Annotated in this window: 11 protein-coding genes and 1 pseudogene; 3 read left to right on the plus strand and 9 right to left on the minus strand. The window is 68.3% G+C overall.

The genetic code is table 11. The features are described from left to right. The first annotated feature begins 3 nt into the window (after positions 1 to 3). Positions 4 to 2,106 (plus strand): PAS domain S-box protein, encoded by a 2,103-nt coding sequence (locus IB278_RS23655; protein ID WP_192325777.1) that lies wholly within the window; start codon positions 4 to 6, stop codon positions 2,104 to 2,106. Positions 2,107 to 2,121: 15 nt separating this feature from the next. On the opposite strand, the gene IB278_RS23660 is transcribed toward IB278_RS23655, so the two are convergent. Further along, positions 2,122 to 3,474 carry an MBL fold metallo-hydrolase RNA specificity domain-containing protein gene (locus IB278_RS23660; RefSeq protein ID WP_192325779.1) on the minus strand — a complete coding sequence of 451 codons (1,353 nt, stop codon included), beginning with the start codon at positions 3,472 to 3,474 and terminating at the stop codon, positions 2,122 to 2,124. A gap of 31 nt (positions 3,475 to 3,505) precedes the next feature. Then, the gene (locus tag IB278_RS23665; RefSeq protein WP_192325781.1) at positions 3,506 to 4,330 is read right to left on the minus strand and encodes a universal stress protein; all 825 of its coding nucleotides are present in this window, start codon (positions 4,328 to 4,330) and stop codon (positions 3,506 to 3,508) included. A gap of 194 nt (positions 4,331 to 4,524) precedes the next feature. Between IB278_RS23665 and IB278_RS23670 the strand changes: the two genes are divergently transcribed. After that, a complete protein-coding gene (locus IB278_RS23670) occupies positions 4,525 to 4,872 on the plus strand; it encodes a type II toxin-antitoxin system prevent-host-death family antitoxin (protein ID WP_145744171.1) in 348 nt (115 codons plus the stop codon). Beyond that, a complete protein-coding gene (locus IB278_RS23675; RefSeq protein ID WP_192325783.1) occupies positions 4,872 to 5,519 on the plus strand; it encodes an AAA family ATPase in 648 nt (215 codons plus the stop codon). The genes IB278_RS23670 and IB278_RS23675 overlap by 1 nt, the downstream gene beginning before the upstream one ends. 77 nt (positions 5,520 to 5,596) lie before the next feature. Here the strand turns inward: IB278_RS23675 and IB278_RS23680 are convergent, their stop codons facing one another. From IB278_RS23680 to IB278_RS23710, 7 genes and pseudogenes are all read right to left on the minus strand, one after another. Then, on the minus strand, positions 5,597 to 6,745 hold the full coding sequence (locus tag IB278_RS23680) for a DUF2169 domain-containing protein (RefSeq protein ID WP_192325785.1): 1,149 nt from the start codon (positions 6,743 to 6,745) through the stop codon (positions 5,597 to 5,599). A 45-nt stretch (positions 6,746 to 6,790) separates the two neighbouring features. Further along, positions 6,791 to 7,093, minus strand: coding sequence for a sulfurtransferase TusA family protein (locus IB278_RS23685; protein WP_192325787.1), 303 nt, complete (start codon positions 7,091 to 7,093; stop codon positions 6,791 to 6,793). Then, positions 7,090 to 7,605: a hypothetical protein gene (locus tag IB278_RS23690; protein ID WP_192325789.1), complete on the minus strand. Its 516-nt coding sequence runs from the start codon at positions 7,603 to 7,605 to the stop codon at positions 7,090 to 7,092. The genes IB278_RS23685 and IB278_RS23690 overlap by 4 nt, the downstream gene beginning before the upstream one ends. Before the next feature lie 5 nt (positions 7,606 to 7,610). Beyond that, positions 7,611 to 8,642 (minus strand): hypothetical protein, encoded by a 1,032-nt coding sequence (locus IB278_RS23695; RefSeq protein ID WP_192325791.1) that lies wholly within the window; start codon positions 8,640 to 8,642, stop codon positions 7,611 to 7,613. Continuing rightward, complete coding sequence (locus tag IB278_RS23700) at positions 8,606 to 10,339, minus strand: DUF4150 domain-containing protein (protein WP_192325793.1); 1,734 nt, start codon at positions 10,337 to 10,339, stop codon at positions 8,606 to 8,608. The genes IB278_RS23695 and IB278_RS23700 overlap by 37 nt, the downstream gene beginning before the upstream one ends. A gap of 33 nt (positions 10,340 to 10,372) precedes the next feature. Next, positions 10,373 to 12,418 (minus strand): type VI secretion system Vgr family protein, encoded by a 2,046-nt coding sequence (locus IB278_RS23705; RefSeq protein WP_225613102.1) that lies wholly within the window; start codon positions 12,416 to 12,418, stop codon positions 10,373 to 10,375. A gap of 99 nt (positions 12,419 to 12,517) precedes the next feature. Continuing rightward, positions 12,518 to 12,636: pseudogene (locus tag IB278_RS23710) on the minus strand (type VI secretion system tube protein Hcp); the annotation flags it as partial.

Here is a 12,636-nt window from a genome sequence, read left to right on the forward strand (position 1 = left end):
TCCATGAACACGCCCTCTTCTCCCCCGGCCGCCCCCACCCTGCCCGGGCTGCCTTCGGGCATCGAGGAGAGCAGCGTCTTCCGTTCGCTCTTCATTTCCTACCCGGACTCGCTGCTGCTGGTCGACCAGGCCGGCCGCATCGTGCTGGCCAACCCCGCAGCGGCCACCCTGCTGGGCTACGCGGTCGACGAACTGGTGGGCCTTAACGTCGACGCGCTGGTGCCGGACAGCATCCGCCCGCGCCACGCCGCCTACCGGGAGGCCTACGGCCAGGCGCCGCGCCCCCGGCCCATGGGCACGCAGATGGAACTGGTCGCCAAGCGCAAGGACGGCAGCGAGGTGATGGTGGAGATCGCGCTCAGCCCGCTGCAGAGCCAGGGCTTGCCCTTCGTGGTGGCCGCCATCCGCGACATCGGCGCCTATCCCCGCGTGAAGCAGGCGCTGCAGCGGGCGCGCTACAGCGACCACCTCGCGCAGCTGGGCCGCCTGGCCGTGGACACCCGCGACCTGCAGGTGGTGCTCGAGCACGTGCCCGCCATGGCCGCCCAAGCGCTGGAGGTCGAGGTGGCCATGGTGCTGCTGCTGGACAGCAGCCGCCTCGAATTCCGTGTGGCCAGCGGTGTGGGCCTGGTGCCCGGGGAAGAAATCGGCGTGCGCATTCCCAGCCATGCGAACACGCCGCCCGGCTTCGTGTTTGCCGAGGGACGGCCGGTGGTGGTGCCCGACTACGGCAGTGAGCGGCGCTTCGCGGTGCCGCAGGCCTACCTCGATGCCGGGCTGGTCAGTGCGCTGGCCGTGCCCTTCTACGACCGCGGCCGTTTCATCGGCGTCCTGACCGTGCGATCGCGCGAAGCCAAGCGCTTCGGCGACGAGGAGCTGCGCTTCCTCGAATCGCTTTCGAACCTGCTGGCCACCAGCCTGCAGCGCGTGCAGACCGAAGAGGCGCTCAACCATGCCCAGCGGCTCGAAAGCGTCGGCCAGCTCACGGGCGGCATCGCGCACGACTTCAACAACCTGCTCACCGTCATCCAGGGCAACCTGCAGGTGCTCGAGGAACTGCCCGCCATCGCGCAGGACGGCTATGCCCAGCAGCTGGTGGGCGCCGCGGCGCGGGCCTCGCGGCGCGGCGCCGAGCTCACGGGCAAGCTGCTGGCCTTCTCGCGCCGGCAGATGCTGCAGCCCAACGCGGTGGACACGCATGCGATGCTGCACTCCCTGGCCGACATGCTGCGGCGCACGCTCGACCAGCGCATCGGCATCGCGATCGAGGCCGCGGCGGATTGCCCGCCAGTGCTCGCCGATCCGGGCCAGCTCGAATCGGCATTGCTGAACATCGCCATCAACGCCCGCGACGCCATGCCCGAGGGCGGCACGCTGCATTTCCGCGCCCAGGCCTGCGGTGCGCTGCCGCCGGAGGTGCACAACGAACTCAGCGACCACGACGCGCACGGCAGCTTCGTTGCCATCTCGGTGGCCGACAGCGGCACCGGCATGACCGAGGAAGTGAAGGAGCGCGCCTTCGAGCCCTTCTTCACCACCAAGGAGGCCGGCCGGGGCACCGGCCTGGGGCTGAGCACCGTGTACGGCTTCGTGAAGCAGTCCAAGGGCGCCGTGGCCATCGCGACGCGGCCGGGCGCGGGTACCACCGTGACGCTCTATCTTCCGCAGTTGTACGACCCGGCCCCTGCGGCCGCGGAGGAAGAAAACGGCGACCAGGCGATTCCTGCCGGCCTGCGGGTCCTGCTGGTCGAGGACGACGCCGAAGTGCGCAGGGTCGTCCACACCTTTCTCATGACGCTCGGCTGCAGCGTGGTGACCGCGGGCAATGCCGAACAGGCGCTGCTGAGCATGGAAACGGATGCGGATTCCTTCGACGTGCTGCTGAGCGACATCGCGCTCGGCCCCGGCATGCGCGGAACCCGGCTCGCGGCCGAGGCGCAGCAGCGCTTTCCGCGGCTCGCGATCCTTCTCATGTCCGGCTTCTCGTCGGAACTGCTCGACGCCGACCGGGACGTGCCGCAAAGCTGGGAGCTACTGCGCAAGCCCTACACGCGCGGCGAACTCGCGCGCGCATTGGCCAGGGTGCTGGCGGCGGCCCGGCCCTAGCCGCCGGCCGGGCGTTCACAGCTCGCGCGACTCGCGGTAGTCGGGCACGGTGCACGGCCAGCCGTAGCGCTCCTCGATGGCCAGCCGCAGCGCGTCCGCGGCCACGGGCTCGCCGTGCGTCACGAACACGCGGCGCGGTGCCTTCTGGGACGAGAGCCATGCCAGCAGCTGCTCGCGGTCGGCATGGGCGGACAGGGTCTCGAGGTTGGCGACCTCGGCCCGCACCGGCACATAGGCGCCATGGATCTTCACCGCGTCCGCGCCGCCCACCAGCGCCGCGCCGCGGGTGCCGGCGGCCTGGAAGCCCGCGAACAGGATCGTGTTGCGCGCATCGGGCGCGTAGGCCTTCAGATGATGCAGCACCCGCCCGCCCGTCGCCATGCCGCTGGCCGACACGATGATCGACGGATAGCTCAGCCTGTTGAGGCGCTTGGACTCCTCCAGCGTGTTGACGATGATCGTCTTCCCGCTCATGTCGGCGCATTGCGCGGCGCTCATGCGGTGCTCGTCCAGGTGCGCCTTGTAGAGTCGCGTGGCATCCGCGGCCATCGGACTGTTGAGATACACCGGCATGTCCGGAATGCGGCCTTCGCGCTTGAGCATCTGGATGCAGTACAGCAGGGTCTGCGCGCGTCCCACCGCGAACGCCGGCACGACCAGCACGCCGCCGCGTGCGGCAGTGCGGTTGATCACGCCCGCGAGTTCGCCGAGGGTGTCCGCGTCCAGGTGCCGCCTGTTGCCATAGGTGGACTCCACCACCACGTAGTCGGCCGGCACGGCCTCCTGGGGCGGCCGCATCACCAGGTCGTCGCTGCGGCCCAGGTCGCCCGAGAACAGGATGCTGCCTTCCTTCCATTCCACACGCAGGCTGCCCGCGCCGAGGATGTGGCCGGCCCGCGAGAGCTGCCACGACCAGCCGGGCCAGGGCGAACATTCCTCGTCGAAGGCCACGCACTCGAACCGCTTCAGCGCGGCGCGTGCTTCCTGCTCGGTGTACAGCGGCAGCGCCGGCTTGTGCTTCGAATGGCCGTGCCGGTTGGCGAAGTCGGCCTCCTCCTCCTGCAGCCGGCCGGAATCGGGCAGCAGCAGTTCGCACAGGTCGCGCGTGGCGGCCGTGCAATACACCCGTCCCTTGAAGCCGAGCTTCACGAGCCGCGGCACGAACCCGCTGTGGTCCATGTGGGCATGCGTCAGCAGCACGGCATCGACGGCCGATGCGTCGAAGGGCAGAGCGTCCCAGTTGCGCAGCCGCAGCTGCTTCAGCCCCTGGAACAGCCCGCAGTCCACCAGCAGCCGCCGGCCTTCGTGCGTCAGCAGGTACTTGGAACCGGTCACGGTGCCAGTTCCGCCCAGAAAATCGATGCGCATGGCTGCTCCTGCGTGGGGGGTCGGTGCGTCGTCAGTGCGACATCAGCACGGGCAGCGTCATCGACGCGAGCATCGTGCGCGTGGCGCCGCCCAGGATCCATTCGCGCGCCCGGCCGTGGCCGTAGCAGCCCATCACGAGCAGGTCCGCGCCCAGGTCCGCGGCCATCGACAGCAGCCTGTTGCCGGCATCCCCCTCGCCGGTGCGGTCCGCATGCAGCGAGACATCGGCAATCCCCTGAGCGGCAAGATAGCGCTGCAGTTGTTTCAAGGATGCTTCGGCGCCTTCGCCATAGCAGGCTGCATGCACCTTCGAGGCGGCGCGCAGCCAGGGCAGCGCGGCCGACACCGCGCGCGCGGCCTCTGGGGTTTCCTTCCATGCCAGCAGCACGGTGCCGGGCACCGCAACCAGCGGACCCGCATAGGGCAGCACCAGCGCGGGCCGCCCGCTTTCCACCAGCAGGTGCGGCAGGAAGTCACCGGGCAATTCGGAGGCCATGGGGTCTTCGGGATTGCGCTGCCCCAGGATCACCAGGTCGGCGTAGAGCGCACGGCGAGCGAAACCCCATGGCGCGTCGCGCTCCTGTTCGGTCCAGTGCATGCGGGGCGAGCCGGCGGCCTGGGCCGTGAAGCTCGCGTACATCCTCTGCCACGCGGCCTTGTCGCCCTCCCGCATGATCGCCACGGCCTCTGCGGCGCCTTCCAGCGCAAACGGATAGCGCATGAGCGTGGACAGGGTGCACGGCGCGCCGGTCACCTGCGCATCGAAGGCCTCGGCCAGGCGGCGCGCAAGCGCGATGCGTTCCGCCGTGCGGGCCGAGCCGTCGAGGTGCAGGAGGATCGATTTCGGGGTCTGCATGGCGGAAGCTCCTTCGGAAATACGGCCCACGTGCGGGCGTATTCGCAGACCTTAGGCCCCGCGGACGGCGCGGGCCTTGCGCCATATCAATCCGGGCGACGGCAGGGTCGTCTGGATTGCCGGAAAATGGCTTCCTCCAGGCATTTTGTCCATTTTTGCTATTTTTGCCATAATGGCACTCAAAGGAGCACACCATGGCCGCCATCCTGCCCAACCTCGATGAACTGCCCCGCCAGAACGCATCCCACGTCAAGAACCGCTGGGGCGACGTGGTCCGCCAGGTCCAGAAGACCGGCAGCCTGGCCGTGACCAACCATTCGACGGTGGAGATGGTGCTGCTGACCGCGGCCACCTACAACCAGCTGGTGGAAGACGCGCAGGCGCTCAAGGCACGCGAGCAGTCGGTGCTCGACGAACTCGGGCGCCGCTTCGACGTGCGACTGGGCGTGCTGCAGCAGCCGGAAGCGGCGGCGCAGATGGGCAAGCTGTTTGCCGCCAAGGGCAAGCTCGGGCGCCGCCCGAAGGCGGGCGACACCTTCTGATGACGGCGGCCACGCGCCCATTCATCCTGGTGCTGGCCGGCGTCAACGGCGCGGGCAAGAGCTCGGTCGGCGGCGCCCTGCTCGCCGAGCATGGCCTGACCTGGTTCAACCCGGACACCTGCGCGCGGGAGCTCATCGCGCAGCTCGGGATCGCGCCCGAAGAGGCGAACGCCCGCGCATGGAACCTCGGCCGCGAACGGCTGGAAGCGGCCATCGCGCAAGGCTCCAACTATGCCTTCGAGACCACGCTGGGCGCGAGCACCATTCCCGCGCTGCTCGCCCGCGCCGCATCGAGCCACGACGTGGTCATGATCTTCTGCGGGCTGTCCTCCCCCGAGCAGCACATCGCCCGCGTGCGGGCGCGCGTGGCGCGCGGCGGCCACGACATCCCCGAGGCCAAGATCCGCGAGCGCTGGATCGCATCGCGCGCCAACCTCATCAAGCTGCTGCCCAAGCTCACGCGGCTGCAGGTCTTCGACAACAGCGCGGAGGCGCCGCCCGGCGGCGACATCGCAGACCCGGTGCTGGTGCTGGAGCTGAGCGCGGGCGAGCCCGTCTTTCCGCAGCCGGGCGACCTGGCCGCGCTCGCGGCCACGCCGGCCTGGGCACGGCCGATCGTCCAGGCAGCGATCGAACTGCTGGGCTGACAGATCGCCAAGGCCTGTGCGCGGAACTTGAGGCCGTGGGCAGCGCAGATCTTGCGCAACCTCGGTCTGGAGGATTGCTAAAGGAAATCCCGAGCCGCTCGATCGCATGCTGCGCCCGACACCCGCTCGTGCCTGACGTATTTGCGCGCAACCTCGAGAAGCCGCGAGGGGTTCTCGACCTGGAGTTCGAGCAAGCGGATGCCCGAGCGCTTGGGCACCCAGCATCGCCATGTCAGACAGACCGCCGCAGGATCGGAAGTCAGATCCACATGGACGCCGTCGAGCATCGGTGCCAGGCGGGCCGCGTCCCCATCCTGCCGATAGGCCGTGGCGGACAGTTGCACGCCCGGCAACCAGACCTGGATGTGCGCATGGTCCGGGTGCATGTGAAGGAGCTGCAGTTCCTCATCGCCATTCAGGCGTGCGTGATGAACAAGGTCCGGCGCTGCGTACTGATAGAAGCGATAGTCGAAATCGTCGGGCAGCAGAGGATGTTTTTCAGCGAGCCAGGCGTCATCGTAGGTGCCCGCATACTGCTGCCGGAAACGCCAGACCGGCGGAAGCGGCGCCAGACCCTGCGGTACGTGGTCTCGTCGGCGCCAGTCGAGAATCGGATCGGCAGGATCCTCGATGCAGGGCGCGGGAATGTCGACATCCGGAGGACTGTGCTGCGCATCGACGATGCCGCAGCCGATGGGATTGAAGCGATGCGCATCGGCCGGTGTTTCGGCCTTCCCGGTTCCAGGAATCGGCCCGCCGAAGGCCTTGCGCCAGTCGAGAGCGACCGCCTTGACGGGGCGGGCTTCCGAGAGGCTCCAGTCCTTGCCGGTCGCCCCATCTTTGTCCTGCTGCGTTGTGGCCGGGCGCCAGACTCTCGGCCCATGCACCCGCAGGATCTTCTCGAGCTTGCCCAGGCGCACGCCGGTGATCCACGAGCGGGCCGCCACGCCTTGCCGCGCCCAGCTCGCGCCCACGATGGTCAGGTCGGCCGCCGGCCTGAAGGGCACGATATCGCAGGGCCGCACCAGCAGGCCGTGTGCGGGATCGCCCTCGTAGCGGTCGGCGAGCTCGACGTCGTCCTGCCGAGGCGCAAGCACCAGCGGCGCGCCCGGCACGAGGTGGAAGGTGCCGCGCACCGACAGCACGGCCATGTCGGTGCCGTCGCGATGGAATTGCGAGAAGGCAAGGGCCGAGAACGGCGTGTGGTTCTCAAGCGTGGGGGCCATGCCGGGTCCTGCGCAGTGGAAGTGGAAGGCTGCCGGGCAACGCCGTCATTGGCGCAGCAGGGTGAAGATGACGCGATCGTCTTCGCGGCGGATGGCAAAGAGCTGGGCCGGGAGCCAGGCCAAGGCCTGCTGGACATTGGCGAGGGCCGAGGGGTCGTCCGTCACGAGGACGATCACCTGCCCCGGCATGCTGCGGCCAACGGCCTTGCGCAGCCGCAGGATCGGCACCGGACAGCGCGTGCCGCAGGCATCGACATGATGAACGGCCTCGCCGGCAGCGGGCGCCTTCGGGACCGGCCGGGCCGGCAGGAAGGGCGTGCCCGACGGATGCGGGAGCGGGCTCGTCACGGAACGTCCAGCGTGCGGAAGTCGGGCATCGCGACGATACGCTGCAGGTACAGGTTCTCGATGCCCTCCAACGAGGCTTTGAAGCCGACGCCGACCACGCGCCCGTCGGGCAGATAGTGAACGATGCGCCGATTGCCGTCGCGGAAGTCGACCGGGCGGCCGAAGGCCGTGTCGTTCGAGAGCTTGCGCCGCGCGCCATGCGGTGTCTCGCGGCCGGGATCGAGACCGAAGGGCAGCGGGAGCCTCGACGCATCGATCTCGAGCTCGCCGAGCACCCACCCCTGCGCATCGGCGCACGAGGCCCGGTCGGCGAACGGATAGTGCAGCGTCATCTTCACGCCACGCGACAGGCTGGCGTAGCCGGCCTTGCGGGCAGGCCGCGCCGGCGGGCACTCGGTGGGCGTCAGCTCGGCCCAGGCGGCGAACTCCGGCAGCCATGCGGCCAGGCCGCAGCAGCCGATGCGCCGGGCCGCCTCGCCCACCCAGTCCACGTCGCGCTTCCACAAGGCCATGGGGCCTACACGATCGGCGGATTGCCGGGGAACGCAATGCGCTCCCACGCCCGGCCGTCGTAGCGCGCGATGTCCGCATAGCCGATGGACCACAGCACGCCGTCGACCACCTGCAGCACATGGCCGTCGCGGTACTCGGGCACCAGGCCGGTCACGACGGACTCGATGGCATCGTTCTCGCGTACAAACAATCCTTCGGGGGCCGCCAGGTAGACCTTGCCCGCATAGACCTTCACGTCGCTGTAGTCCCTGACGTCTTCGGTTCCGGAGACGTCGATGAACCCTGTCCTTCGATTTCCGCGCAGCAGGGTTCCGTCCTTGCCGCAGACCCAGACGGTCTCGCGGTCTTCGACGCACAGGCCATTGAGTTCGGCCGTTTCCAGCTGGACCTTTTTCCAGGCATCGTCCTCACGAAAGAAAAGCAGCCCCGCATCGGCCTTCGAGTCCCAGCCCGCGGCATGGATATCGCGCGCTCCCGCGCCATCGACGGCGTTGATGAAGACGTTGTGCACGCCGTCCGGTTTCTGCAGCAGGCCATCGTCCATGTGCTGCCACGTGCCGTCGTCCGCACGGCGGTAGATCTGGCCTCCCGCCCCGTAGACATACAGGTGTTCACCGATCTGGCGCGCACCCGTCAGATAGCCCCAGCCTTCGGAATCGTCGTTCCACAGGCCGGAGCCCGCGACACGCTCGATGGCCGGCCTGCCATCGAGCGGCAGGCGAAAGACATCGCCGTCCTCCCCCACCAGGACCAGCGATGCGGCCGTTGCGGCAGCAGGGTGGTACGCCGCGCTGGCGAGGATGGTCAAGGGAAGATCGAAATAATGCCATGGCACCTGCGCACCGGCATTGAACACGCAGACGCGGGAGAAGCCCTCGAAGCGGTCTTCCTTTTTCGAACAGGAAATGATCAGGAAATCCTTCGTTGCCGCAACGCCGGTTTCAATCCTGAGTTCTGGTTTCTCGGGTGGGGAATCGAATTGCTCCATGGGTGATGCGCCTATTGGGGTGGATTGAGGGGGCGGAGTTTTTCCCACGCCGATTCCAATGTCTGGAGAGCCTTGTCCTTGATCGCTTTCGGTGCTGTCTTGAAGGCACGCGCCAACGCGTCCTCGGGAACATTCTTGAAGTATTCATCGGTCGCCGCTTCGAATTTTCCCTTGCAGTCCTTTTTCGCTTCTCCCAGTGCTTCGTACGCGATCTGCTTGGCCTTCTCGAAGGAAACCGTGCCGGCATCCCCGCCGGCGGCCTTGATTGCACCATCCATCAGCTGGTGCACACGCGCATGCTCCTTCTCGGTCAGGCAGATCGCGGGGCCGTCGTCGAGCGAGGGAGCGCCCGGCAGACGCACACCCGGCTCCTTGCGGGTTCCCAGCCGCATGATGTAGTCCGCGATGATGTGATGGGAATCCTCGCCGGGCGGGCAGTTGTTCTTGCCATGGGCCCCGGGGTTGCAGGGATCGGGCTGGCCTTCGACGCGCACGCCGGCCTCCGGATCCGGATTCGCCGCAGCCTGGGGCTGCGAGGCCTGCGCCTGTTGCTGCTGCTGTGCACGCGTGCGCTGTTCGGCGAACTGGTCTTCGACGGCCTTGCGCACTTCCGCGTCGTACTTGTCGGCACCCGTGGGCCACCAGGAGTCGTACACGCCGGCCTTGTATTCGGCGAGGTGGTCCAGGGCCTGGTCGTAGATCGCCTGCTCCTGCGGCGTCTGCGGGGTGATGCCCTCGAGGACGCGCTTCGCGCCGGCCTTGCCGAGGACGAGGTTGTCGCCCGGCATCGGCGCGCCCTGGACGATCCAGAGGACGAACAACAGCTTGCCTGCCACGCTGCCCTTGCCGGCCAGCCCTGTACCGCCTCCAGGGCGGGGCATGCCCGCGGGCGGCCGGAAGTTGTTGTCGTTGGCCGCGGGGCCGGGCTGGAACGCCGGTGTCGGCCGGGTCTGCGGGATCGCGCCGGCGCGTGCGTCGCTGGCCGTGGCGTTGGGCATCGGCTGCAACTGGGCCTGCGCCAGCAGGATCGGCTTTTCGCCCATCGCCGTACGCAGCAGACTCGCGTAGTCGGCCATGCCCGTCGCGGGAATCAGGCGTGCCTTGCCGGTCTTTTCCTGGTCCGTCTCGAAAGTCTCGATCACGGCGCCGTCGGCCCGCGCCCGCGCGAGCAGCGCCTCGGCCTCGCTGTCGTCGATGGCCTCCGCATCGGCGGGTGGCCAGTACTTGCCGCGGTCCTTCTTGTAGATCAGCTCGCCGACGGTGTTGCGCTTGTTCATCCAGAAGGTGTCGCCATCGCGCACCAGCCACTGGCCGTTGACGCGAACGACGGTGGACGCCGTCTTCGGCTCCGCGATGTCGCCGACCGTGCCCGACTTGATGCCCTTGGCCGATCCCGGCTCGTCGCCCTTGACGTTCGTGACGACGCTGTCGAACTTGAAGGCCCTGAGGCCGGTGAGAAACACGTTCTGCGACGTGTTGGCGTCGTCGCCGAGCCTGCCGGTGATCTGGTAGGGAATGGGCGGCGTCAACGAACCGATGGGCGTCTTGCAGACATCGGGCGCGGTGCACACCACGATCGCCTGGCCCACGTCGCGGCCGCCTTCAGGCGGTGCTTCGCTCGCAGGCGTCTTCGGCGCCGGCCTGCCCACGATCACCGCGACGCGCGCGATCCGGCCCGCCCCCAGGCCGCCCGGCGTTCCGAGCGAAGACGCCGCCGATGAAGTGGCCTTGGGATCCAGCGCCATGAGCGAAGTCCTGCCTTTCCTTCGGTCCAGGCCTCAGCAAAGATCGATGACCTTGCCGTTGATCCGCACCGCACCGGTGGCCCGGAAGTCGAACCGGGTGCCGGTGAGCGTGACCTCGCCATCCTTCGTCATCTCGAGCCGGCTCTTGCCGACCGTGATCACGAGCTTCTCGCCGACGGTGAGAGAGAAGTCCTCGCCGATGTGCTCGTTCTTGCTCTTGCCCACGGCCACCGTCTGCGTGAGGCCGACCAGCGAGGTCTTGGCGATGCCGACCTCCTCGGACGAGGTGAGCGCCACGAAGCGGTTCATGTTCTGCAGCACGGTCAGCAGCTCGTTGGCCTTGATCGTCTCCATGCGGTTGTTGCCGATGGTGATGGTTTCGTCGTGGTCCACTGTCTCGGTGCGGTCATGCCTGACGTGCGTGGTTTCGTCATGGTCGATGGTCTTGATGCGGTCGTTCCCCACCCAGTGCGTCTCGTCGTGCTCGACCTCGATGTCCTGGTTGCGCTCCGCATGCAGCCACAGCTGCTCCTGGCCCTTCTTGTCCTCGAAGCGCAGTGCGTTGGCAGTCGTGCTGTTTCCACCTTCGGAGCTGCGGGTGAGCAGGCCGCTCTGCGTGGCGTTGTCCGGCAGGGTCCACGGCGGCATGTTGTCGGCGTTGTAGACGCGCCCGGTGACGATGGGCCGGTCGGGGTCGCCGTTCTCGAAATCGACGATCACCTCCTGGCCGATGCGCGGAATCTGGATGCCGCCGAAGTTGGTGCCGGCCCAGGGCGAGGACACGCGCACCCAGCACGAGCTGTTCTCGTCCTTGGTGCAGTAGCGGTTCCAGTGGAAGCTGAGCTTCACGCGGCCGTATTCGTCGGTCCAGATCTCGCGCCCGGCCGGGCCGGTGACGATCGCCGTCTGCGGACCGGTGGTGCGCGGCCTGGGCACCGGCGGGGCCGGCGCGCGGAACACCTTGCTCGCCGGGATCACCTCGAAATCGACGCGGCACTCGAACTCCTGCTGCGCGCTGGCATCGCCCACGTCCTGCAGCCGCAGGCGGGCGTCGGTCACCAGGTACTGGCGGTTCGACTCGTTCTGGGGATGGCGCTCCAGCGTGAGCAGGCAGCCCGGCACCACCGCGCGCAGGTTGCCCGCGCCGCTGGCGCGCTCGCCCTGGCTGCCGGTCTCTTCCATGCGCGTGCGCACCAGCTGCTCGCCTTCGGACTCGACCACGTAGTCGCCCGGCCAGCCGTAGCGCTCCCAGGTGGCCTGCGCCGTCTTGCGCGGCATGGCGCTGACCTGCTGCAACTCGGCCTTCGGGCGCTTGAAGTCGAAGTCGCTGGTCACCCAGCGGCCGCTTTGCAGCGCCTCGCAGGCGTTGAAGCGGTCGCAGTGCTCCTCGCGCACGGTGGCTTCGGCCGCATGGAAGGGAATGCGCTGGTAGCCCGCATGGGCGAAGGGCCGGTGCGACGCCATGTCGTCGACGATCACCAGCCTGTGGCTGCTCTCCTCGTGCTCGAAGTAGAAGTACAGGCCCCACTCGTGCAGCAGCCGCGCGACGAAGTCGTGGTCGCTCTCGCCGTACTGCACCTGGAACTCGCGCGGTGGATAGCTGCGGGTGGCGCGCAAGTCGAAGGGCAGCCCGTACTTGCCGAGCACCTCGCGCACGATGTCCAGCACGTTCTGGTTCTGGAAGATGCGGTAGTCGCTGGTGCGCGTGGCCAGCGCGAGCCAGGGCTCGATCACGGCTTCGTACAGCGCGCGCCGGTTCTCCAGGCGCAGGAAGCGCACGCGCGTCACCAGGCCCGAGATGTGGCGCTGGTCAGGGCCCTTGCCGGGACGACCATCGAGCACGATGTGCGCGGTGAGCTGCTCGCCCACCAGCTGCTTGATGGCCACGTTGGCGGCCTGGCGCTCGTTGTAGCCGGGCTGCTCGGGGGTGGCCAGCGTCAGGGTGTAGCGGAACAGCCTGCTGAGCCCTTCGTCGCCTTCGATGGCGATGGGCTCCAGCGCCGGCTCGCCGCCCAGCATGGGCATGGCCGACGATGAAACGCTGAGAACACGCGCCAGCGGCGCGGAACCTGTTGGCATGGGATCCCCCTGGTCGTCGGGCTCATGGAAAGAGCCGTGGCCGGAAGGCCCGGGACCTCGGCTTCGGCGAGGCCGCGCGGGCAGAAAGACAAAGGGGAATCAGGCTTCCCGGTTTTCCTTGATGTTCCAGGCCAGCACGGTTTCGGCGCCCTTGCCGCCCTTGTCGGTCTGCTCCCAGTACTGCTGCTTCACCTTGGCCGCCTGGAACGCGAACTGCA

Origin of the sequence: Variovorax sp. VRV01 (genome assembly GCF_014852545.1) — a bacterium.
Classification (GTDB): domain Bacteria; phylum Pseudomonadota; class Gammaproteobacteria; order Burkholderiales; family Burkholderiaceae_C; genus Variovorax; species Variovorax beijingensis_A.